The organism is Janthinobacterium sp. UMAB-60, from assembly GCF_900095235.1.
In the GTDB taxonomy this organism is placed as follows: Bacteria; Pseudomonadota; Gammaproteobacteria; order Burkholderiales; family Burkholderiaceae_D; genus Janthinobacterium.
The window spans coordinates 167185-188900 of record NZ_LT607483.1; the positions used below are offsets into that span (position 1 = coordinate 167185).

17 protein-coding genes are annotated in these 21716 nt (G+C 59.2%); all 17 read left to right on the forward strand.

What is annotated here, in order from left to right:
* Positions 1-219 precede the first annotated feature (219 nt).
* The 17 genes from K0F86_RS04025 (at position 220) to K0F86_RS04105 (ending at position 21450) form a co-directional block, all read left to right on the forward strand.
* A complete protein-coding gene (locus K0F86_RS04025; RefSeq protein ID WP_219133070.1) occupies positions 220-1239 on the forward strand; it encodes a glucokinase in 1020 nt (339 codons plus the stop codon).
* 398 nt (positions 1240-1637) lie between these two features.
* Positions 1638-2432 (forward strand): SMC-Scp complex subunit ScpB, encoded by a 795-nt coding sequence (gene scpB, locus K0F86_RS04030; protein WP_034782524.1) that lies wholly within the window; start codon positions 1638-1640, stop codon positions 2430-2432.
* Positions 2425-4524, forward strand: coding sequence for a 23S rRNA pseudouridine(2605) synthase RluB (rluB, locus tag K0F86_RS04035; RefSeq protein WP_219133071.1), 2100 nt, complete (start codon positions 2425-2427; stop codon positions 4522-4524). Before scpB ends, rluB begins: the two co-directional genes overlap by 8 nt.
* Before the next feature lie 341 nt (positions 4525-4865).
* Positions 4866-5354: a ribosome maturation factor RimP gene (gene rimP, locus K0F86_RS04040; protein ID WP_071079329.1), complete on the forward strand. Its 489-nt coding sequence runs from the start codon at positions 4866-4868 to the stop codon at positions 5352-5354.
* The gene (nusA, locus tag K0F86_RS04045; RefSeq protein WP_071079176.1) at positions 5351-6916 is read left to right on the forward strand and encodes a transcription termination factor NusA; all 1566 of its coding nucleotides are present in this window, start codon (positions 5351-5353) and stop codon (positions 6914-6916) included. The genes rimP and nusA overlap by 4 nt, the downstream gene beginning before the upstream one ends.
* Before the next feature lie 46 nt (positions 6917-6962).
* Positions 6963-9821: a translation initiation factor IF-2 gene (gene infB, locus K0F86_RS04050; protein ID WP_219133072.1), complete on the forward strand. Its 2859-nt coding sequence runs from the start codon at positions 6963-6965 to the stop codon at positions 9819-9821.
* A gap of 117 nt (positions 9822-9938) precedes the next feature.
* Entirely contained in the window at positions 9939-10361 is a 423-nt protein-coding gene (rbfA, locus tag K0F86_RS04055) for a 30S ribosome-binding factor RbfA (RefSeq protein ID WP_034782531.1), read from the forward strand.
* Positions 10362-10363: 2 nt separating this feature from the next.
* Complete coding sequence (gene truB, locus K0F86_RS04060) at positions 10364-11299, forward strand: tRNA pseudouridine(55) synthase TruB (protein WP_219133073.1); 936 nt, start codon at positions 10364-10366, stop codon at positions 11297-11299.
* Positions 11300-11552: 253 nt separating this feature from the next.
* Positions 11553-13385, forward strand: a complete 1833-nt coding sequence (typA, locus tag K0F86_RS04065; protein ID WP_116743332.1) for a translational GTPase TypA — start codon at positions 11553-11555, stop codon at positions 13383-13385.
* Positions 13386-13632: 247 nt separating this feature from the next.
* Positions 13633-14616 (forward strand): site-specific DNA-methyltransferase, encoded by a 984-nt coding sequence (locus K0F86_RS04070; protein WP_219133074.1) that lies wholly within the window; start codon positions 13633-13635, stop codon positions 14614-14616.
* The gene (locus tag K0F86_RS04075) at positions 14613-15614 is read left to right on the forward strand and encodes a hypothetical protein (protein WP_219133075.1); all 1002 of its coding nucleotides are present in this window, start codon (positions 14613-14615) and stop codon (positions 15612-15614) included. The genes K0F86_RS04070 and K0F86_RS04075 overlap by 4 nt, the downstream gene beginning before the upstream one ends.
* A gap of 464 nt (positions 15615-16078) precedes the next feature.
* A complete protein-coding gene (gene dusA, locus K0F86_RS04080; RefSeq protein WP_374197263.1) occupies positions 16079-17029 on the forward strand; it encodes a tRNA dihydrouridine(20/20a) synthase DusA in 951 nt (316 codons plus the stop codon).
* Entirely contained in the window at positions 17029-17493 is a 465-nt protein-coding gene (locus K0F86_RS04085) for a hypothetical protein (protein WP_219133078.1), read from the forward strand. Before dusA ends, K0F86_RS04085 begins: the two co-directional genes overlap by 1 nt.
* A gap of 519 nt (positions 17494-18012) precedes the next feature.
* Positions 18013-19767 carry a methyl-accepting chemotaxis protein gene (locus K0F86_RS04090; protein WP_257571978.1) on the forward strand — a complete coding sequence of 585 codons (1755 nt, stop codon included), beginning with the start codon at positions 18013-18015 and terminating at the stop codon, positions 19765-19767.
* An 81-nt stretch (positions 19768-19848) separates the two neighbouring features.
* A complete protein-coding gene (locus tag K0F86_RS04095) occupies positions 19849-20175 on the forward strand; it encodes an energy transducer TonB (protein ID WP_257571979.1) in 327 nt (108 codons plus the stop codon).
* A 168-nt stretch (positions 20176-20343) separates the two neighbouring features.
* Positions 20344-20916, forward strand: coding sequence for a hypothetical protein (locus K0F86_RS04100; RefSeq protein ID WP_219133080.1), 573 nt, complete (start codon positions 20344-20346; stop codon positions 20914-20916).
* Between the two features lie 150 nt (positions 20917-21066).
* Positions 21067-21450, forward strand: a complete 384-nt coding sequence (locus K0F86_RS04105) for a hypothetical protein (RefSeq protein WP_219133081.1) — start codon at positions 21067-21069, stop codon at positions 21448-21450.
* The last annotated feature ends 266 nt before the right edge of the window (positions 21451-21716 follow it).

A 21716-nucleotide genomic window follows, 5' to 3' on the forward strand; every position in this document is an offset into this window, starting at 1 on the left:
CCTGCTGCTGTGCAGCATGCTTTTCGCGCGCTTGTCGAGTGCAAGTACTTACTATAAATCATTGTTTTTGAGCAATTTTGGCGCCGCCTGTTGCATTTGGAGTGGAACTACCAATAAAGGCCTGATTTGATGTACTTAAACTACAAACTTTGCTTGCCTCCGGGCGCATTCATCCTTTAAGCTTGGCGTCCCATGCGTCCCACTTCATCATTTAAAATCATGAGCGCTTCGTCTTCTCCCGTACTGCCGACTTCCGCCTTTGCCGATGGACCGCGCCTGCTGGCCGACGTGGGCGGCACCAATGCCCGTTTCGCCCTGGAAGTGGCCGCTGGCCACATCACCCTGGTGGAAGTGCTGCCCTGTGCCGATTACCCGAGCCTGTCCGCCGCCCTGCAAGCCTATCTGGCCCTGCCGCACATCGCCGCCGCTGGCGGGCAAGCCGTGCGCCATGCCGTGATCGCCATCGCCAACCCGGTCGACGGCGATTTCCTCAGCATGACGAATCACCACTGGTCGTTCTCGATCCGCGCCATGCGCGAAGAGTGCGGTTTCACGACTCTGGACGTGGTCAACGATTTCACGGCCCTGGCGCGTTCCTTGCCACAGCTGTCGAGCGAGCAAAAGCACCAGGTGGGCGCGGGCACGGCCCGTCCGAACACGGCCATCGGCCTGATCGGCGCCGGCACTGGCCTGGGCGTGTCGGGTCTGATTCCCTCGCACGGCGGCTGGATCGCCCTGCAAAGCGAAGGCGGTCACGTCAGCTTCGCGCCGTTCAATGAAGTGGAAGTGAGCATTCTGCAATTCGCCTGGCGCGAATACGAGCACGTCTCGGCCGAACGCCTGATTTCCGGCGATGGCCTGGAACTGATCTACCGCGCCCTGGCCGACCGCGCGGGCGTGCCGGCGGAAGCCTTGCCGGCGGCGGAAATCACGCGCCGCGCGCTGGCCGGCGAATCTCAGCTGTGCGACGACGTCATCGAAGCGTTCTGCTGCATGCTGGGCACGGTGGCGGGCAACGTCGCCGTCACCCTGGGCGCGCTGGGCGGTATTTATATCGGCGGCGGCATCGTGCCGCGCCTGGGCGCGCGTTTCGATCGCTCCGGCTTCCGCGCCCGTTTCGAGCGCAAGGGCCGCTTCGCCAATTATGTCTCGCAAGTGCCGACCTTCGTCATCACGGCGCAGTACCCGGCTTTCCTGGGTGCATCGGCCATTCTCTCGGAGAAACTCGCCTCCCTGTGATGCGGGCAGCGGGCGATATGTCGCGCCAGAACCGGGTAAAACGCGTGTTTTGCCCGGTTTTGCGCTTTTCCGCTTTTTATCAGGTACAATTGGCATCGTTGGATGAAACGACGACTGTCGCTCTCCTGTCTGGCTGAATCTTCGCCACGGGAATAGCAGCGGCTCAGGAGTTCGTTTCATTGCTGGTTATTTAAGGCCAGCACCATGGATGGCAGGACTTTCACTGCATCCGCTTTAATCCCGCTTTGCGCGCATCGGCCAAGGCGTCGGAAAAACAGCCTCAACTTGTAACCCAGCACGGCGTCATCATCGATGTCTGCCATCTGTTACGTTGAAATGAACGTTTTTGATTTCTTTCTCTGCCTACGAATTGCAATACACATCCGCACAGAATTGCTATGAATACAATTGAGGCTAAAAAAGTCCTCGAAACCGCGTTGCTGTGCGCTCGTGAATCGCTGACGATCCACAGCCTGAAAAAGCTGTTCGTCGATGCGGACGAGAACGGTCGAGTGCGCGGTGTCGGCGTCGGCGCCGACACGATCAAGCAATTGCTGGAAGAATTGCGGCAGGAGTGGGAAGGGCGCGGCATCGAGATCGTCAGTCTGGCTTCGGGCTGGCGCTTTCAAAGCCGCCCGGAAATGAAGATGTATCTTGACCGCATGACGCCCGAGCGGCCGCCCAAGTATTCGCGGGCGACCCTGGAAACCCTGGCCATCATCGCCTACCGCCAGCCGGTGACGCGCGGCGATATCGAGGAAATCCGCGGCGTTGCCGTCAATTCGCAGACGATCAAGATGCTGGAAGACCGTGGCTGGGTCGATGCCATCGGTTACCGCGACGTGGTGGGACGGCCGGCCTTGCTGGCCACCACCAAGCAGTTTTTGGATGACCTGGGTTTGCATTCGCTGTCCCAGCTGCCGCCTTTGCAGCAAATCAGTGAAATGCAGGGCAATGGGCTCGAAGCCCTGGAAGCGGCCCTGCAAGAAAATTTTGACAAGGCAAGCAACGAGCTTGTCCCCCAGCTTGGTGCAGGTAGCAATACGGCTGTGACAGATGTAGATGTGACAGCAAGCCTTGATGCCGGCCCCGATGCTTCGCCCACGGACGAAGCCTACACTCACGACCCTGCGCCAGAACTAACGGTTGACGCTGCGCCAGGTCAGCACAGCCAAGAAACGAAGAATGAATAATCCGAACACACCCGAGACAGTAATCGCCAGCGACGAAGCCATCGTTGCCAAGCCCAAGCGCCGCACCAAGGCCCAGATCGAAGCTGATACGGCCGCTGCTGCCGTTGCCGGCGACGCCGTCGCTGCCAAGCCGAAGCGCCGCACGAAAGCCGACGTGGCCGCCGACGCGCCCGTCACCGCCGCTGCGGAAACTGAAGCTGCGCCAGCGGTCAAGAAAACCCGCGCCAAGCCGGCCCTGAAGGCCGTGGCCGACGCCGCCGAAGCGGCCGCCGAAGCGGTCGCCGAAGTTGCCAGCACCCCGGCGCCGCGTCCGCCGCGCGCGCGCGCCGCCGCCAAGGCCGCCGCCGCCGAGGCGGAAGCCGCGCCGGAAGTCGTCGCCGACAAGCCGGCCGAAGCACGTCCGACCCGTGGTCCGCGCCAGATGCGCGGCGTGCAGGCGGAACGCGCATTGCGCCAGCCGCCGCGCGCGGAAGCGCCGCAGGCGGCCGAAGCCGTTGCGGCAGCGCCTGCCGCAGAGCAAGCCGCCGCGCCTGTCGCCGATGTGTTCGATGCCGAAGGCAACCTCGTTTCCGGTCCGCGCCTGCCGCGCGGTCCGCGCAACGACGTGCCGGGCGCCGGCAAGAATGCCGGCAAGAGCCGTAAAAAGGGCAAGGGCCGCCAGGCTGCGCCGGGCAAGCTCAGCGACGCTGACGCTGTCTTCTCGTTTGTCACCTCCGACGCGTTCGACAGCGAAGAAGGCGGCACGGGCCGCGTGCAGAAAGTGGCCGTGCGCCGCGACCTGACGTCCGACGACGACGCGCCGAAGCTGCACAAGGTGCTGGCCGAAGCCGGTCTCGGTTCGCGCCGCGACATGGAAGACCTGATCATGTCGGGTCGCGTGTCCGTGAATGGCGAGCCGGCCCACATCGGCCAGCGCATCTTGCCGAGCGACCACGTGCGCATCAATGGCAAGTTGATCCAGCGCCGCGTCAGCAAGAAGCCGCCAAGGGTGCTGGTGTACCACAAGCCAGCGGGCGAAATCGTCAGCCACAACGACCCGGACGGCCGTCCATCCGTGTTTGACCGCCTGCCGACCATGAAAGCGGGCAAATGGCTGGCCGTTGGCCGCCTCGACTTCAACACGGAAGGCTTGCTGCTGTTTACCACCTCCGGTGACCTGGCCAACCGCCTGATGCACCCGCGCTACGGCATCGACCGCGAGTACGCCGTGCGTACCCTGGGCGAGCTGGAAGAGGGCATGCGCCAGAAGCTGCTGGCTGGCGTCGAGCTGGAAGACGGCCTGGCGCAATTTTCGAAGATCGCCGATGGCGGCGGCGAAGGCATCAACAAGTGGTACCGCGTGGTGATCGGCGAAGGCCGTAACCGCGAAGTGCGCCGCATGTTCGAGGCGATCGGCCTGACCGTTTCGCGCCTGATCCGCACCCGCTACGGCGCCATGACCCTGCCAAGCGGCTTGAAGCGCGGTCGTTGGGAAGAAATGGAAGAAAATACCGTGCGCGATCTGTTGACCGCCTACGGCATTGAAAAGAAAATGCCGGCATCGGGCGACCCCCGTGCCGCTGGCGCCGCCAAGGGCCGCGAAGCGCGCAAGGTCGAACGCAAGGACCGCGATGACGAGCCGAATGGCAACCGCATCGATGTCAGCAACCGCAACGCCGATCCATTCCCGGTCGCGCCGCGCCGTGGCCAGCCGCAAGGCCAGTTTGCCCGTCCGCAAGGCCAGGGTCGTCCAGGCGGCACCGGCCGTCCAGGCGAAGCGCGTGGTCCTGGTCGTGGCCAGCCGCAAGGTCCGTTCCAGGGTGGCCAGCCGCGCTCGTCGGCATCGTTCGACGGTGCGCCGCAAGGCCAGGGGCGTCCGCCGCGTGCGGCAGGCCAGGGTCAGGGGCGTCCGGCCGGTGGCGAAGGCCGCGCGCCGCAGCGTGGTCCGCGCCAGCCCGATCCGCTGCAAACGACCTTCGGCTTCGCCAACACGGGTCCGCGCCGCAATGCGGGCGGTGCTGCCGGTGGTCAGGCGCGCTCCGCTGGCCAGCCGCGTGGCGGCATGGACCGTGGCGGCATGGATGGCATGCCGCGCCGTCGCAGCAAAGGTTAAATCAGAGGATTTCTTCTTGCGCGCCCGATAATCCGCTGCGGGCGCGCGCTCTTGTAACTGTTGTAAGCCGGGCCGCTCCTTGTGTGCGGCATTGCGGCGAAGTTAATAAGAGGTTATAATCTGCAGCCTAATAAAAGTTCTCCGCAGGGTTGTTTGGCGGGGAGTGCTTATCTGGTTGGGGAAATACAGGAAGATGGGCAGATGCCCATTTTTTTTTTGTTGAACCGTTTGTCATGGCTCCGCAAGGGGCCATATATGACTTGAATGCGTGTTTTTGCATGTTGTCGGCGCTCAATGCGGCGCTGTCATGCCGAAAACGGGCCTTATTTCTGGAGAATTTCTTGCAGCAGTTGGGATTAATTGAAAAGACAGTTACAGGTCTGGGCTATGAGCTCGTTGATGTCGAACGTGCCGAGCGCGGAATGCTGCGCGTCTTTATTGATTTCAGCGCCGCCGATGCCGCTGAAAAAGGTCCGATCACGGTCGAAGACTGTGCCACGGTGAGTCACCAGTTATCGCATGTGTTGACGGTAGAGAACGTTCCTTACGAGCGTCTCGAGATTTCTTCCCCGGGTCTCGATCGTCCGGTGCGCAAGCTGGAAGACTTTGTCCGTTTCGCAGGCCAGGAAATCATCGTCAAGCTGAATGTGGCGATGCCGGGTACGAACAACCGGAAATCGTTCCAGGGGATCTTGCAAGAACCCGTGGGCGATAAATTGTCGTTGGAATTTGAAGGTAAGGATGGTCCGGCGATGTTGGAATTTACGCTCGCGGATGTGGATAAGGCACGCTTGGTGCCGCAGGTGGTTTTTAAGGGACGCAAAGCATGAGCCGCGAAGTTTTATTATTGGTTGACGCGCTGGCGCGCGAAAAAAACGTCGATAAAGATGTCGTCTTCGGCGCCCTCGAATTCGCGTTGGCGCAAGCCACGAAGAAACGGTATGAGGGTGAGGTAGACATCCGCGTTTCGATCGACCGCGAAACGGGCGAATTCGAATCGTTCCGCCGCTGGCACGTGGTGCCCGATGAAGCTGGCCTGCAATTGCCGGATCAGGAGATCCTGCATTTCGAGGCAAAAGAACAGATTTCCGATATCGAAGTCGATGACCACATCGAAGAGCCGATCGAATCCGTTGAATTCGGCCGCCGTTTCGCCCAGGATACCAAACAGGTTGTCCTGCAGCGCGTGCGTGACGCCGAACGTGAGCAGATCCTGGTCGACTTCCTGGAACGCGGCGATTCGCTCGTCACCGGCACCATCAAGCGCATGGAACGCGGCGACGCCATCGTCGAATCGGGCAAGATCGAAGCGCGTCTGCCACGCGACCAGATGATCCCGAAAGAAAATCTGCGTATCGGCGACCGCGTGCGTGCCTACATCTTGCGCATCGACCGCAACATGCGCGGCCCGCAAGTGATCCTGTCGCGCACCGCGCCAGAATTCATCATGAAGCTGTTCGAACTGGAAGTGCCGGAAATCGAGCAAGGCATGCTGGAAATTAAATCCGCAGCCCGCGATGCCGGCGTACGCGCCAAGATCGCCGTCTACACGGCCGACAAGCGCATCGACCCGATCGGTACTTGCGTCGGCATGCGCGGTTCGCGCGTGCAGGCTGTCACCGGCGAGCTCGGTGGCGAACGCGTCGACATCGTGCTGTGGTCGGAAGATCCGGCGCAGTTCGTTATCGGCGCCCTGGCGCCGGCGAACGTGTCGTCGATCATGGTCGATGAAGAAAAACACGCGATGGATGTCGTCGTGGATGAAGAAAACCTGGCAATCGCGATTGGCCGTTCCGGCCAGAACGTGCGCCTGGCCTCGGACCTGACCGGCTGGAAGATCAACATCATGACGGCCGAAGAATCGGCTGACAAAGCTGCCCAGGAAACGGCTGCCGTGCGCATCCTGTTCATGGAAAAGCTCGATGTCGACCAGGAAGTGGCCGATATTCTGGTGGAAGAAGGTTTCGCCAGTCTGGAAGAAATCGCTTACGTGCCAATTTCCGAAATGCTGGAAATCGAATCGTTTGACGAAGATACCGTCAATGAACTCCGTACCCGTGCGCGTGATGCGCTGGTTACCGAAGCGATTGCTTCGGAAGAGGGTCTGGAAGGCATGGACGAGGCGTTGGTGGGTCTGGAAGGCATGGACCGCATTACCGCCGGCAAGCTGGGTCTGGCTGGTATCAAGACCGTTGAAGCATTTGCAGCACTGGCATACGACGAATTTGGCGCAATCCTGGCCTTGTCTGCGGACCGTGCGCGTGAACTGATTACAAGTGAATTTAAAGATGTGACCGACGATGAGATGAAGTTGGTTGACTCGAAATATGACGATCGTGCCAAGGCGTTGCAAGCCAAGGCATGGAGTCTGGCCGAATCCGCAAAGGCTTAATTTGAGTATCTTTATCATCTCCGCGACACATAGAAAAGAGGACTGAATGGCGAGTAACAACGTAGCCCAATTTGCCACCGAACTGAAGATGCCTGCAGATTTGCTGCTGACGCAGCTGCGTTCTGCCGGCGTCGAGAAAAGTTCGACGTCAGATCCATTGTCGAAAGATGATAAGGACAAGCTTTTGGATCATCTGCGCCGCACACACGGCGCAGCGGCTGACACAGAAAAGAAAAAAATCACCGTGACCCGCAAGGAAACGACTGAAATCAAGCAAGCTGACGCCACCGGCAAGTCGCGCACCATCCAGGTGGAAGTGCGCAAGAAACGCACTTTCGTCCAGCGTGACGAAGCTGTGCCGGTCGCGGCAGAACCGGTCGCGCCTGCCGCACCGGTGATCGATCCCGCCGACGTGGCGCGCCGTGAAGAAGATGCCCGTAAACAGGCTGAACTGATCGCCCGCCAGGAAGCCGATCTGCGCGAAAAGCAAGAACGTCTGGCCAAGCTCGACGCGGAAAAAGAAGCCCAGGCGAAAGCCACGCAACAGGCTGAATTGGCTGCGAAGAAAGAAGCTGACGCGGAAGCGAAGAAAGCCGCTGCCAAGGCTGCTGCCGCGCCTGTCGCCAGCGCCGCTGCGCCTGTCGTTGACGACGCCGCTGCCGAAGCGAAAAAAGCTGCTGCCGCTGAAGAAGCGAAGAAGAAAGCCGCCGCCGCTGCTGTTGCCGCCAAGGAAGCCGCTGACAAAGCGGAAGCCACGGACCGTGCACGCAAGGCCGTTGCCGACGAAGTCGCCCAGATCAAGGCCATGATGAACGCGCCACGCCGCGCCATCAAAGCTCCTGAACCCGTACCGGTTCCGGTCAAGCCGAAGGCGCCGGAAGGCACCCTGCACAAGCCTGCTGACAAGAAACCTGGCGACAAGCCGGGCGACAAGAAGCCTGCTGTTGCAGACAAGAAATCCATCAAGTCGGCGAATGTGTCGTCCACCTGGTCCGATGACGCGAAAAAACGCGGCACCACCGGTGGTCCCAAGCCACGCGGCAATAGCGGCCCAGGCGGCCGTGACAGCTGGCGCGGTGGCGCGAAGGGCCGTCGCCCGACGCACCATGACGACCGTGAATCGAACTTCCAGGCGCCTACGGAAGCCGTCGTCAAAGACGTGCACGTACCGGAAACGATCACCGTGGCCGAACTGGCACACAAAATGTCCGTCAAGGCATCCGAAGTCATCAAGCATTTGATGAAATTGGGCCAGATGTGCACGATCAACCAGGTGCTGGACCAGGAAACCGCCATGATTCTGGTGGAAGAAATGGGCCACAAGGCGTTCGCCGCCGAGCAGGATGATCCGGAAGCGTTGCTGGCCGATGTGGGCGAGCACGCGCACTTCGAGTCGAAGCCGCGCGCACCGGTGGTCACCGTCATGGGTCACGTCGACCACGGCAAGACCTCGTTGCTCGATTACATCCGTCGCGCCAAGGTTGCCTCCGGCGAAGCGGGCGGCATTACGCAGCATATCGGCGCATACCACGTCGATACGCCACGCGGCATGATCACCTTCCTCGACACCCCGGGCCACGAAGCGTTTACCGCGATGCGTGCCCGTGGCGCCAAGGCAACCGACATCGTGATTCTGGTGGTTGCCGCCGACGATGGCGTGATGCCGCAAACGAAAGAAGCGATTGCCCATGCGAAAGCAGCCGGCGTACCGCTGGTGGTGGCGATCAACAAGGTCGACAAACCGGGTGGCAACGTGGATCGCGTGACGCAGGAACTGGTCGCCGAGCAAGTCGTGCCGGAAGAATACGGTGGCGAATCGCCATTCGTGCCGGTCTCGGCCAAAACGGGTCAGGGTATCGACGATCTGCTGGAACAAGTGCTGTTGCAAGCCGAAGTGCTGGAACTGAAGGCACCGGTCGATGCGCCTGCGCGCGGCCTGGTTGTCGAGGCGCGTCTGGACAAGGGCCGTGGTCCTGTCGCGACGATCCTGGTGCAGTCCGGTACATTGAAGCGCGGCGACGTGATTCTGGCTGGCTCTTCGTATGGCCGTGTTCGCGCCATGCTGGACGAGAACGGCAAAGCCATCGCTGAAGCGGGTCCGTCGATTCCGGTCGAAATCCAGGGCTTGACGGAAGTGCCGGTTGCCGGTGAAGAAGTCGTCGTCATGGCGGACGAGCGCAAGGCGCGTGAAATCGGTCTGTTCCGTCAAGGTAAGTTCCGCGACGTGAAACTGGCCAAGCAGCAAGCTGCGAAACTGGAAAACATGTTCGACCAGATGGCCGAAGGCGAAGTGAAAAACTTGCCGCTGATCATCAAAACCGACGTGCAAGGTTCGCAAGAAGCGCTGGTCGGTTCGCTGCAGAAACTGTCGACCTCCGAAGTGCGCGTACAAGTTGTTCACGCGGCAGTCGGCGGCATCACGGAATCGGACGTCAACCTGGCAGTCGCCTCGAAAGCGGTCATCATCGGCTTCAACGCCCGTGCTGATGCCCAGGCACGCAAGCTGGCCGAGTCGAATGGCGTGGACATTCGCTACTACAACATCATTTACGATGCGATCGACGAGATCAGGTCGGCGTTGTCGGGCATGTTGGCACCAGAGAAACGCGAAACCGTCATCGGCCAGGTCGAGATCCGCCAGGTTATCCTGGTCTCGAAAGTGGGCGCGATTGCCGGTTGCCTGGTCACCGATGGCGTGGTCAAGCGTGCTTCTTCCGTCCGCCTGTTGCGCAACAACATCGTGGTGTGGAGCGGCGAGATCGACTCCCTGAAACGCTTCAAGGACGATGCGAAAGAAGTTCGCGCCGGTCTGGAGTGCGGCCTGTCGCTGCGCAACTACAACGACATTCAGGTTGGCGACACCCTGGAAGTGTTCGAAGTCCAGGAAATCGCTCGTACCCTGTAATCTCAGCAAGAACAATGGCGCGGACATAGTGATGTCCGCGCAAACACGTGGGGCGCATTGGTCAACGGGCAACCGTTTGACTCATGCGCCCTGCGGCACTTAGGACAGCATAAAATCATGGCTAAACATAGCAAAACCATGCCAGCGCGCGGCTTGCGCGTGGCCGACCAGATCCAGCGCGATCTGGCTGAAATCGTCGCCTACGAATTGAAAGACCCGCGCGTGGGCACGATGATCACCATCACCGAAGTGCAGATCACGCCCGATTACGCGCATGCCAAGGTGTTTTTCACGATGTTGAAAGACAGCAAGGAAGCCATCAAGAACACCACCGAAGGCCTGATGGCCGCGTCTGGCTTCATCCGTGGCTTGCTGGGCAAGCGCCTGCACATCCATACCCTGCCGATGCTGCATTTCGTGCACGACAGTTCGACCTCGCGCGGTATGGAAATGTCCTTGCTGATCGACAAGGCCAATGCCACGCGCGCGGCCGACGCCGAGCCGGACGAAAAGCCGGCAGACAAAGCGGACGAGCAATAAACGTGGCAGGTCCGAAGAAACCGCCCGGCATCAAACGGGTGCGCGACCTGGTCGACGGCGTCTTGCTGCTCGATAAGCCCGTGGGCTGGTCCAGCAATGACGCCCTGATCAAGGCCAAGCGCGTGCTGAATGCGAAAAAAGCGGGCCATACGGGCACGCTGGACCCGTTCGCCACGGGCTTGCTGCCGCTGTGCTTTGGCGAGGCGACGAAGTTCTCGCAGGACTTGCTGGAAGCCGATAAAACTTACGAAACCCTGGTGCACCTGGGGCTGACGACGGATACGGGCGATACCGAGGGCGACGTGCTGGAAACGCGCGACGTCAACGTCACCGAAGAGCAGATCGAAGCCGTGCTGGCGCGGTTCCGCGGACCGATTTTGCAGACGCCGCCCATGTACTCGGCCTTGAAAAGGGACGGCAAGCCCTTATATGAGTATGCAAGGGCAGGCATCACCCTGGAGCGCGAAGCGCGCCCGGTGACCATCCACAAGCTCGAGTTCCTCGGCTACGAAGCCCCGTTCCTGAAATTGTCCGTGATGTGCAGCAAGGGCACGTATATCCGCGTGCTGGGCGAAGACATCGGCCATGCCCTCGGTTGCGGCGGCCATCTGAATGCCTTGCGCCGCACGCAGGTGGGCAGCCTGACGTTGGACGGCGTCGTGACGCTCGACGAGCTGACGGCGCATGCCGCGCCGCTGAGCCTGCTGGCGCCCGTCGATGCATTGTTGTCGAGTTTCCCCGCCGTCCAGTTGACGGAAGAATTGGCCAAGCGTTTCCTGCATGGCCAGCGCATCGCACTGGGCAAGGAAGAGGTCGCCGTACCAGCCGAGCCGGGCAGGGTGCGCGTATATCACGACAGCAAGCTGCTGGGCACGGGCCAGTTGCAGGAATACAGCATCCTGGCGCCGGAACGCCTCATTGCCACGGCGCATCAATAAAAGCTGGGGTCAGACCCCCTCGACCGTTGGTGCAAGCCTCTGAGTTGGCGGTATTGAGGGTCTGACCCCGGCATACACTCGTTAAACAGTGTCGCTTTTTTAAACAAATCGTCCCCGACTGTGGGAGCCGCCAGCATTTTTAGATAGCGCTACAACGCAACATGCTATACTACGCGGTTCCAGTTTCAGTCAGCACCAAAACGCGACGTACACCCCGTACGCACCCTGCAGTTTTTCAGTAACTACTACGACCATGTCAAATACAAAACGCGCAATTCGTAATATCGCCATTATCGCCCACGTTGACCACGGCAAAACCACGCTGGTGGATCAGCTGCTGCGCCAATCCGGCACCTTCCGTGAAAACCAAGCGGTCGACACCCGAGTCATGGACTCGAACGACCTGGAAAAGGAGCGCGGCATTACGATTCTGTCGAAGAACTGCGCTGTTGAGTACGAAGGCACCCACATCAACATCGTCGACACCCCAGGCCACGCCGACTTCGGCGGCGAAGTGGAACGTGTTCTGTCGATGGTTGACTCGGTTCTGCTGCTGATCGATGCACAAGAAGGCCCGATGCCGCAAACCCGTTTCGTCACGCGCAAAGCGCTGGCACTGGGTCTGAAGCCTATCGTCATCGTCAACAAGATCGACCGTCCAGGCGCACGTCCGGACTGGGCCATCAACCAGACGTTCGAACTGTTCGACAAACTGGGCGCTACCGACGAGCAACTGGATTTCCCTATCATTTACGCTTCGGGCCTGAACGGCTATGCCGGCCTGACCGAAGACGTGCGCAGCGGCGACATGAAGCCGATGTTCGACGCCATCCTGCAACACGTGCCTGTCCGTGATGACAATCCGGAAGGCCCGCTGCAAATGCAAATCACCTCGCTCGACTACTCGTCGTACGTCGGCAAGATCGGCATTGGCCGCGTCAACCGCGGTACCGTCAAGGTCGGCCAGGACGTACTGGTCATCAACGGTCCAGGCGCCACGCCTATCAAAGGCCGCATCAACCAGGTACTGAACTTCAAGGGCCTGGAGCGCGTGCTGGTAGACGAAGCTGTTGCCGGCGACATCTGCCTGATCAACGGTATCGACGAAATCGGCATCGGTTCGACCCTGTGCGCACTGGATACTCCGGAAGCGCTGCCTATGCTGACCGTCGACGAGCCAACCCTGACCATGAACTTCATGGTCAACAACTCGCCACTGGCTGGCCGCGAAGGCAAGTTCGTGACCTCGCGTCAATTGCGTGACCGTCTGGACCGCGAACTGAAAGCCAACGTTGCTCTGCGCGTAGCGCCGACCGACGACGACACGATCTTTGAAGTGTCGGGCCGTGGTGAATTGCACCTGACGATTCTGCTCGAAAACATGCGTCGCGAAGGCTTCGAGCTGGCCGTATCGCGTCCGCGCGTGGTCTACAAGATGGTCGATGGCGTGCGCCACGAGCCGTTTGAAAACCTGTCGGTCGACGTGGAAGAAGTCAACCAGGGCGGCGTCATGGAAGAGCTGGGCCGTCGTCGTGGCGACCTGCAAAACATGGAATCGGATGGCAAGGGCCGCGTGCGTCTTGAGTATCTGATCCCGGCGCGTGGCCTGATCGGCTTCCAGGGCGAATTCATGACCCTGACCCGCGGCACCGGCTTGATGAGCCACGTATTCAACGAATACGCGCCAGTCGACAACACCCGTGGCGAAATGGCTGGCCGTCGTAACGGCGTGCTGATCTCGCAAGATGACGGCGCTGCTGTTGCCTACGCCCTGTGGAAACTGCAAGATCGCGGCCGCATGTTCGTGGTCCACAACGATCCAGTGTACGAAGGCATGATCATCGGCATTCACTCGCGCGACAACGATCTGGTCGTCAACCCGATCAAGGGCAAACAGCTGACCAACGTGCGTTCGTCGGGTACCGATGAAGCAGTGCGCCTGGTACCACCAGTGCAAATGTCGCTGGAATACGCGGTGGAATTCATCGCCGACGACGAACTGGTGGAAATCACGCCTAAATCGATCCGTCTGCGCAAGCGCTTCCTGAAAGAAAACGAGCGTAAGCGCGCCGGCCGCGACGCGTAATTGTTGTAGTGAGTGGTGCGGCGCTGCGTCGCCGCGCCAACCAGACCCGCTGTGCTTGCATGACCTTGCGGTGATGCGACGCAGCGGGTTTGCCGTTTGCAGTCCCTGATTTGTATTGAGATTATGACTTCGTCTTCTCTGCCTTTCTGTCGCCTCGATGATGGATTGGACGGATATATCAGTGTTTATAAAGCCTGCTCCGGCAGGGGCTAACAGGGGTGGCGATGCGATGAATACAAGGACATTGATGGATAACCTAATTGAACAGTCCAGCGCCAGCAGTGACGAAAGTGGTCGCTCCTTGGCGTTGTTTCCAACTGAGCCTAGTGGGCGAGCGGTCGAGGAAGGGTTTGTGCCATTGACGGAGGGATTTCAAGTCCAATATGCACATCCAAATGGCCGGCTGTTCCAAGGCAATTCATTCGACTGGTTAGAGTCGCTTGATGATGCGAGCGTTGATCTAGTGTTTGCCGACCCGCCGTACAACATCAAAAAAGCTGAGTGGGATAATTTCGATAGCCAAGAAAAGTACATCGAATGGTCTATAAGGTGGATTACGCAAGCCTCCCGAGTTTTGAAGCCTACGGGTTCGCTGTATGTCTGCGGTTTCTCTGAAATTCTCGCTGACCTGAAGCATCCAGCATCGAGGTACTTTAAGTACTGCCGTTGGCTAATTTGGCACTATAAGAACAAAGCCAATCTGGGCAACGACTGGGGCCGCTCGCACGAAAGTATTATCCATCTGCGTAAGTCGGACGCGTCTAAGCTAAACATTGACGATGTGCGTATGCCGTATGGTGCGCACACGCTGAAATACCCTTCGCATCCCCAGGCTGACACAAGTGCGTTCAGTAAGGGGGCGGAGAAAAAGCGGGATGCCTGGACGCCGCATCCGAAAGGGGCAAAGCCTAAAGATGTGATCGACATTCCAACAACCTGCAATGGCATGGGGGAAAAGACGCCGCATCCTACCCAGAAGCCGGAAGAGCTTGTACGCAAGTTTGTTCTGGCATCTTCCAACGTTGGGGATGTGGTTCTTGATCCATTTTCCGGTTCGGGCACTACCGCCGTTGTTGCTGAGCAGCTTGGCCGTAAATGGATGGCATGCGACCTTGATCCGCAATACAACCGATGGGCAATTGAGAGGCTTGAACGCGTTCGGCGCATGTCGAAGGACGATTGGATCGCACATGACCGAAAAACTGCAGAAAGAAGGGAATCAATCCGATGATTTTGGCCACGTTGGTGAGCAATGTTGTAGACAAGACGCGTTTCTTAACCATTCAGAACTATATTGATTTCTGTGCTCGCTACTTGGAGTTTGTTGAAACTGGTTTGCAAGCGCGTATCGTGTCTCAAAACGAGCAGCACTATCAGTTCTTCCAGTACACCCAAGATGGTCATTACAACATTACACGTCCATTGAATTCGCGTTTGTTGTATAGCGCGGATGAGTTCGCTGGCGCCGCCGCACAGTTTCGTCTGACGTTAGAGCAACTGAGGGATGGCGTGCGCCCTTCCGGTGAGATGCGTGAAAACCTCTGCCGCACTATCTACACGCTTCAGCAATCAATCGGAGCGGCGCTTGATGCCTTGCCATCTGGGCGGTCGAACCAAGCAAGGAAGGTGAACGGGGACCTATTTGAGCGCCTTATTCGTCTTCTGCTAATTTCGATGAATGTAGAATGTGTGGAGGGCACCGTGAAAGTGCCGGTACGGGATTTGGATGGGTCGGAGTTGTTTAAGTCCAGCTACCAGCATGACCTTTTGTTGAGTAAGGACGACGAGCTAAAAGTTATCGGCTCCGTCAAAACATCTAGTAAGGATCGCATTGATAAGGTCTTTATGGACAAGTTCCTTTATAGCCGTTTGACAGACACGGCGCTGCCTCACATCGCAATTTTCCTGAATGATGTGCAGCGGAAAAAATCGAGGCGTGAGAACGAGTACGGCATTAGCTCCACGTTCTTGCCGGGGCACTTCAAAGCGTACACGGTCAAGCTGAATGCATTGGACGGTGTTTACTATTGCGATATTCGTCCGAACATGATCACGGACCCGTTGCTGTCGCAGCACATTAAGACTATTGACCACTTGTTCTATTCTGACCTTTGGGCACTGCTTGATCGCGAAGGGCAAACGCTGGACGAGATCGCTATCGAGACGGATCAGGAAGAGGCTATGGCGGATGCTGAACAGATCAACGCTCTGGCGGACGGTGACGAATAAATCTCTGTCAATTTGGTCTCACCCGCATACTAGATTTGCTTGAACGCAGTTGGCAAATCCATGCATGGCGTGGGTGGGGGTGTTTGGTCTTCCCGCCCATGTTGCATTCTTGAGTGTAGCCATCTATTAGATTTCCTACACTGTAATGATCTGCAACTGGCTGGTAGCCGTTCGCAAATGTGTTCTGCTTGTACCTCCACTTGAGATGCCCATGCTTGTGCGTCACGTTTGGGCGTGAAAGTCTCCCCGCGATATATTTCGTCTTTTCGTACTTGTATGCACCGCTTACCGCTTGAAAGTTATGTGATAGCAACTATAGGTGCAATCTCTGTGTGTTGACTTATGCTCGGACTATGCTCCAACTAACAACCTCATGTGCATCTGGTGTGCACATATAACTGCACATGAATAAAATGAATGAAATAAAATCCAATAAACACAAGAGGTTAGTAAGTGTCGCCCCCATGATGGACTGGAGCGACCGCCATTGCCGCAAGTTCCACCGCGAAATTACGCGCCATACCTGGCTGTACACCGAGATGGTGACGACCGGCGCGCTGGTGTACGGCGACGTGGAACGCCATCTGCGCTTCAACGAGGAAGAGCATCCGGTGGCGCTGCAGCTGGGCGGCAGCGACCCGAAGGACCTGGCCACCAGCGCGAAGCTGGGCCAGCAGTGGGGCTATGACGAAATCAACCTGAACTGCGGCTGCCCGTCCGAGCGCGTGCAGAAAGGCGCGTTTGGCGCCTGCCTGATGGCCGAGCCGCAACTGGTGGCCGATTGCGTGAAAGCCATGCGCGACGTGGTCGACATCGACGTCACGGTCAAGCACCGCATCGGCATCGATGACAGCGAGTCGTATGACTTCGTGCGCGATTTCGTCGGCACCGTGGCCGATGCCGGCTGCAAGACATTTATCGTGCATGCGCGCAATGCCATCCTGAAAGGCCTGAGCCCGAAGGAAAACCGCGAAGTGCCGCCCCTCAAGTATGACTATGCCTACCGCTTGAAGCGTGATTTTCCCCAGTTCGAGTTCATTATCAATGGCGGCATCAAGACGCTGGACGAGATCGACCTGCACCTGCAGCACCTGGACGGCGTGATGCTGGGCCGTGAGGCCTACCACAACCCGTACGTGATGGCGCAGTTCGACCAGCGCTACTACGGCGACGACACGCCTGTCAAAACGCGCGATCAGGTGCTCGAAGCGATGATTCCGTATATTCGCGCGCAGCTGGAAAAGGAAGCGGGGCGGCTGAAGCTCAACAGCATCACGCGCCACATGCTGGGCCTGATGCAAAACCTGCCTGGCGCGCGCGGTTTCCGCCAGACCTTGTCCGACTCGAAGAAGCTGGCCTCGGGCGACCCGCGCCTGCTGCTGGAAGCGGCGGCGCGCCTGTCTCTGCCCGCCTGATGAACGGTGACTGCCACAGCCTTGCGCGCCTGATCGACGGCTACCTGCTGGCCGTCAGCGCGCTCAAGGATGATGGCAGCCTCTTCGCGTGTACCTATCTGGGCGCGCAGCCGCCGCAGGCATCCTTTGACGCGCTGTGCCGCGCGCTGCAGATAGCGCCGGACGGCCTGCGCCTGCAGCCGATCGAAACGGTCGTGTGCAGCGGCGCCCTGTGCACGCCGCGCCAGTGGCTGCTCGAGCGCTTGCACCCGATCAGCGAAGCGGACCGCCAGCCGCTCGATGCGCGTTTATATGACGGTTTCGCGCGCGAACTGGCCGAACTGCTGGGCAGCGAGCCGCACTGGTATCAACTGGTATCATCGGGTCGGCGCAGCCTGGCCGGAAAATTGGGCGCCATCTGGAGCGTCTTTGTCTTTGGCACAGAGTGCCACGCCTATGTGATGCATTGCAGCTGGGACCGCTGATCCAACTTGTCTATACCGCTGCCCCGGCGCAGTGGTATTGTCCGCACTCCCCCTTCCTCTGAGTCCCCCTCCCGAAACGATGCCATATGGTTATGCCATGTGTTGTAAATGCGCTGTTTCGGCGCACGCGCGCACTGCCTTGGGGCATTTCTAGTAGGCAAGAAACGGCGTTGTTGCCATTTCCCCGAAGAAAGTTAATCAGGCATTTATTCAGGTACTTATTGCTTGCTTTGAGGCAAAATTTACACCTATAATTGATTATAGACAAATATTTCTCATATGAATGTTTGATGTTGATCTCACATCAACGGTGTCAATAATTCAGTGTGTGGAACAAATTTGCATTCGCAGTCACTGGCGTTTTCAGGGCTGTTGTAGACCAGGAAGTACCCCAGGCTGCGTGCGGCCGGATACCGCCAGCATACCAATGGGTAAGGGCGGATACCGGTGTCTCGCGGCCTTCGTCTTGTCGTGCCGGGCAAAAATTCTTATCAATAGTTTCATTTACGAAGAGCCGAAATGAATTTAGCAAAAATGAAGGTTGGTACCCGCCTGGGCCTGGGATTCGCCCTGGTACTGGTTCTGCTGGTGGCCGTGACCGTCCTCGGCATCGCGCGCATGGCGCAAATCCAGGAACGTCTCGATCACGTGATCAATGTCAACAATGTCGTCACCCGCCTGGTGATCGACATGCGTGGCAACGTCAGCGACCGCATCACCTCGCTGCGCATCCTCACCCTGATGACCGACGCGAGCGATATGGAGCCGGAAATGGCGCGTATCAAGACGCAGACCAGCACCTATCAGGAAACGCAGAAAAAGCTCGAAGAGAAATTCGCCGCCGAGTCGACTGCTGAAGAAAAAACCTTGCTCGCTTCGATCAAGGAATACGAGGCGGCAGCCATGCCGGCCATCGCCAAGGCGTCGGCACTGTGGATGGCCAACGATGCGGAAGGCGCCACGCGCGTGATGATCAAGGAAATCCGCCCGGTACAGAAAAAATGGATGGATGCGCTGGAGCAACTGGCCACCCTGGAAGACAAGTTGAACGAGCAGATGCAATCGGATGCCCGCAAGGCGTTTGACAGCGCGCGCCTGTTCATGATCATCCTCGGCGTACTGGCCGTGGCGATGGGCGTGGCGGCGGCACTGGTGATTACCCGCGGCCTGCTGAAACAGCTGGGCGGCGAGCCTGACTACACGGCATCGATCGCCGGCAGCATCGCCAATGGCGACCTGTCGATCGGCATCCACACCGAGCCATCCGATACGTCCAGCCTGCTGGCGGAAATGAAGGAAATGCGCAACAGCCTGGTAGGCATCGTCGGCCAGGTACGCATCGGCACGGAAACCATCGGCACGGCGTCGCGCGAGATCGCCGATGGCAATATCGACTTGTCGTCGCGTACGGAAATGCAGGCGAGTGCGCTGGAAAAAACGGCATCGGCCATGGAAGAGCTGACCTCGACCGTGAAGCAGAATGCGGACAATGCGCGCGAAGCCAACAAGCTGGCCGCCACCGCCTCGGACGTGGCCCTGAAGGGCGGCTCCGTGGTGTCGCAAGTGGTTGACACCATGAGCTCGATCAATGAATCGGCGAAGAAAATTGTCGACATCATCGGCGTCATCGATGGCATCGCCTTCCAGACCAACATCCTGGCGCTGAACGCGGCCGTGGAAGCGGCACGTGCCGGCGAGCAAGGCCGCGGCTTTGCCGTGGTGGCCTCGGAAGTGCGCAACCTGGCCCAGCGCTCCGCTGGCGCCGCGAAAGAAATCAAGATCCTCATCGACGATTCGGCCGAGAAGACGGAACGCGGTACGCGCCTGGTCGGCCAGGCCGGCGTGACGATGGGTGAAGTGGTCGACAGCGTGCGCCGCGTCACCGACATCATGAGCGAGATCGCCAGTGCCAGCCAGGAACAAAGCGCCGGCATCGAACAGGTCAACCTGTCGATCATCGAGATGGATGGCATGACGCAGCAAAATGCGGCCCTGGTGGAACAGGCGGCCGCTGCGGCGCAAAGCTTGCAAGACCAGGCGGCGGAACTGGCCCACGTGGTCAGCATCTTCAAACTGGTCGAAGGCGAAGAGAAGCCGGCAGCGTATGTGCCGGCACCGGTGGCCGCCGCACCCGTCGCCGTGCGCAAGCCGGCGCCGGCATTGCGCCCGGTCAAGTCGCTGACCCGCAAGCCGGAAGCTGCCGCTCCCGTGGCGGCTCCTGCGCCACGCAAGGCGGCAGGTGGCGGCAGCAATGACGAGTGGGAAGAGTTTTAAGCGCGGCCAACAGCGCACAGGGAATTGTAATTACCGTATCTGATAATCATGGGGAAGCACATGTTTGAGAATAAGCGTTTGATGAGTGTTGCAGCAGCCTTGCTGGTGTCCGTTTCTTCCGCCGCCTTCGCGGCCGAGGTGCCTGCGTCGTTCGATGCCAAGAGCTGCAAGGCCGACTATCCAAAAGCCTCGCTGATGAACGAAGAGCAGGGCACCGTGTCGATGTCCTTCCTGGTCAATGCCGATGGCAGCGTTGCCGATTCGAAACTCGACAAGAGCAGCGGCTTCAAGAACCTGGACAAGGCCGCCATCAAGGCCCTGTCCGCATGCAAGTTCAAGCCGGGCACCAAGGATGGCGCCGCGGCGCAAACCTGGACCAAGGTCGATTACGCCTGGAAGCTGGACTGATCCACCTAGCGCCGGGAGCGGGTCTCCCGGCATGGCCGTATCCGCCACGGGCGGCGCCTGCAAGGGTGCCGCCCGTTCTGTTATGTGCGCCAACCAACGGCACCGTCGCTGCCGATTCTGTTACCCTCGAAACATACCTTCGGGAAATCCCATCACAAGAGGCTTACCATGCTGCGCATCCTGACACTTTCCTCCCTGGCCGCCACCGGCTTGCTGCTTTCCGCTTGCACATCGCTGGGCACGCCTGCGGGCTTGCAGGAGGGGCAGACGGTGGCCGTCGTGAATAGCCTGAGCTGGGACAATCCCCTGACGGGCAAGCGCGACGGCGTGCGCACCAGTTGGCCCATCAAGGATGGAAAGATTGCCCCTGAATATTTTCCGCTGGCGCAATTGAAGCAATGCGCTGCGGATGGCAAGCCTTGCGCCTGGGGCGTGATGCGCGCGCAGCGCGGCGCACCCACGCTGGCCTATGTGGACGGCGGGGTGGACCTGGCCGTGAGCGTATCGATCGACGTGGCGCGGCGCCAGGATGCGCGCCAGGGCGAGACGCAAACGGCGATGGCGATTCCCCAGGATGTGGCCGCGTTGGCGGGCAAACAGCGCGTGCAGCCCAGCTGGAAATTGAAGTATGGCAAGGTCGAGCAAGTCGAACTCGATTACGGCGTGCGCTACCAGGTGTGCGTGCAGCGCTACGATGCCGCCGGCAAGGCTATCGATAGCTGCGCGATTCCATTTATCTGAGGAAACCTGCTGCGCAGGCCGCTTGTGGCGCCATTGCCACATTTCATGTTGCGGCGTGCGTCGGGGTGTAACAATCGGTAAAAGCGCAGCAAAGCTCGGCGTAATTTCTTATAGTACTTACTTAAAGTAGTAGATATTAGGAGAATTGCGATGAAAACCCTGTTGGCAGTAATCTCGCTGGCCGCTTTGGGTGGCTGCGCCGTGGCGCCCCCCGGTCCCGCGTATTACGGTTCGCGCGCGCCGCAGGGGGCCTACAATCCCTATGACTGGCATACGGTCTCGTCCGAGCCGGTGCAGTCGGGCCGCGTGATGAGCGCACCGCGCGTGGAATACACGAATGAACCCGTCTACGTGCAGCAGCAACCTGTGTACGTGCAGCAACCTGTGTATGTGCCGGCACCCGTGTACGCGCCACAACCGTATTATTACAATCCACCCGTATCGATCGGGCTGGACTTCATGTTTGGTTTTGGACGCTACGGTGGACACCGTGGCGGCTGGGGCGGGCACGGACGCTACTACGGCCGCCGCTAGCATGTGACGATGTGACGCCAGAAAGCGCGCCACGAAGCGGAATCAGTGGAAATATACCGAATTCTGGTGCAGCACATCCGCCGAGCACAGGATATACACCGCCGCCGCTGCCAGACCTATTTGCAAGGCGCCAAAGCTGATCGGGATGAGGCGGGACATGTCGTACTCCTGAGTGGTGGGAAATGTGTGGTCAGGCTTTCATCATAGGTTGAGTTGATGCTCTCGGGCATCGGATGAATGTCCGCCGCGATGTAGGACAACACCTC

Excerpts from the sequence above, each read along its gene's own strand:
- scpB (WP_034782524.1), top strand. The coding sequence starts at position 1,638 with ATGAATACAATTGAGGCTAAAAAAGTCCTCGAAACCGCGTTGCTGTGC.
- K0F86_RS04070 (WP_219133074.1), top strand. The coding sequence starts at position 13,633 with ATGGATAACCTAATTGAACAGTCCAGCGCCAGCAGTGACGAAAGTGGT.
- K0F86_RS04105 (WP_219133081.1), top strand. The coding sequence starts at position 21,067 with ATGAAAACCCTGTTGGCAGTAATCTCGCTGGCCGCTTTGGGTGGCTGC.
- K0F86_RS04095 (WP_257571979.1), top strand. The coding sequence starts at position 19,849 with ATGAGTGTTGCAGCAGCCTTGCTGGTGTCCGTTTCTTCCGCCGCCTTC.
- rluB (WP_219133071.1), top strand. The coding sequence starts at position 2,425 with ATGAATAATCCGAACACACCCGAGACAGTAATCGCCAGCGACGAAGCC.
- nusA (WP_071079176.1), top strand. The coding sequence starts at position 5,351 with ATGAGCCGCGAAGTTTTATTATTGGTTGACGCGCTGGCGCGCGAAAAA.
- K0F86_RS04085 (WP_219133078.1), top strand. The coding sequence starts at position 17,029 with ATGAACGGTGACTGCCACAGCCTTGCGCGCCTGATCGACGGCTACCTG.
- infB (WP_219133072.1), top strand. The coding sequence starts at position 6,963 with ATGGCGAGTAACAACGTAGCCCAATTTGCCACCGAACTGAAGATGCCT.
- dusA (WP_374197263.1), top strand. The coding sequence starts at position 16,079 with ATGATGGACTGGAGCGACCGCCATTGCCGCAAGTTCCACCGCGAAATT.
- K0F86_RS04075 (WP_219133075.1), top strand. The coding sequence starts at position 14,613 with ATGATTTTGGCCACGTTGGTGAGCAATGTTGTAGACAAGACGCGTTTC.
- rbfA (WP_034782531.1), top strand. The coding sequence starts at position 9,939 with ATGGCTAAACATAGCAAAACCATGCCAGCGCGCGGCTTGCGCGTGGCC.
- K0F86_RS04100 (WP_219133080.1), top strand. The coding sequence starts at position 20,344 with ATGCTGCGCATCCTGACACTTTCCTCCCTGGCCGCCACCGGCTTGCTG.
- K0F86_RS04025 (WP_219133070.1), top strand. The coding sequence starts at position 220 with ATGAGCGCTTCGTCTTCTCCCGTACTGCCGACTTCCGCCTTTGCCGAT.
- typA (WP_116743332.1), top strand. The coding sequence starts at position 11,553 with ATGTCAAATACAAAACGCGCAATTCGTAATATCGCCATTATCGCCCAC.
- K0F86_RS04090 (WP_257571978.1), top strand. The coding sequence starts at position 18,013 with ATGAATTTAGCAAAAATGAAGGTTGGTACCCGCCTGGGCCTGGGATTC.